Here is a 1,069-nt window from a genome sequence, read left to right as displayed (position 1 = left end):
AACCGAATCCGCCTGAACATATTCTTTAAGAGACAGCGTCGCTAATTGCAAGCCTAAACCAAGCTGCATTCCGCGAATTACAACCTTCGGTACGATACGGGCGATCCAATCGATCAAACCCGTTAACGTCAACAGCAACATGAGTATTCCAACGGCCAAGCCACCACCGTAAAGAATATTTCCACTCAGCTTTTGTGTAATGACGATCGCTGCCATAGCTTTCAGTGGCTGAACGGGCATGGGCATCCTGTATCTTAAAGCGGTGAAAATCTGCATCACCCCAAACATGATTAAGGCGCTTGCACTATTCAGCCCAGCCGCAACAATCATTCCAATAAGCAAAGGCAAATCGGTACCGATATCGCCAAACGCACCCGCAAATTCATTCCGGTCAAACTTGATGACTGGCTTCGCAGAATTTATCTTTGTATTCAATTTCATTTCTCCTCCCGAATTTGCTCCATATTGTTGAAATAGTTCTTTTTCGTTGGTAAAGACATAACAAAACGATACGAAACAATGCTAAACCATATTTAGGTATTAGTTTACGGTATGCTACAATAGTTGACAAGACAAAATTAAATATGCTTTGTAATGGGGTGTGAACATGACGGATTCTTTATCCTATTCGCCGGAAGAAATTTCCAAGCTGCTGAAAATTTCGAAAGGAACGGTTTATGAACTCATAAAACGAGGAGAGCTTCCTTCGTACAGAGTCGGAAAAAAAATAAGGATTAGTCCCACCGATCTTGAGGCTTACACCCGTACATCTCAATCATCCATGAAGATATCCAGTTCTAACATGCGGGTTTCGGTAGAGAAATTGATTTTAGAAAATCAAGGCTTGATCGTATGCGGCCAAGATATTGTCCTGGATGTGCTGACCCGGCATTTGGAAAAAAAGAATCCCATGCTGCGCTGCCTGCGTTCTTACGTAGGAAGCATTGATGGTCTCCTTTCTTTATACAGGGGAACAGCGAATGTAACGGCCACCCACCTTTGGGACGGTGAAACTGAAGAATATAATATTCCTTACGTAAGGCGCTTATTGCCCGGGCAACGTGCTGTT

At 43.3% G+C, this 1,069-nt stretch carries 2 protein-coding genes; one reads left to right on the top strand and one right to left on the bottom strand.

Annotated elements, in window-relative coordinates; genetic code table 11:
• The coding region (locus VF724_RS21260) for a putative sulfate/molybdate transporter (RefSeq protein ID WP_371756232.1) at positions 1–441 on the bottom strand (441 nt) is incomplete at its 3' end.
• Positions 442–607: 166 nt separating this feature from the next.
• Here VF724_RS21260 and VF724_RS21255 point away from each other — a divergent pair.
• The coding region (locus VF724_RS21255) for a substrate-binding domain-containing protein (protein ID WP_371756233.1) at positions 608–1,069 on the top strand (462 nt) is incomplete at its 3' end.

The sequence above is a fragment of the Ferviditalea candida genome, from assembly GCF_035282765.1.
GTDB classification, from domain to species: domain Bacteria; phylum Bacillota; class Bacilli; order Paenibacillales; family KCTC-25726; genus Ferviditalea; species Ferviditalea candida.
This window is presented reverse-complemented; position numbering and strand designations above follow the sequence as displayed.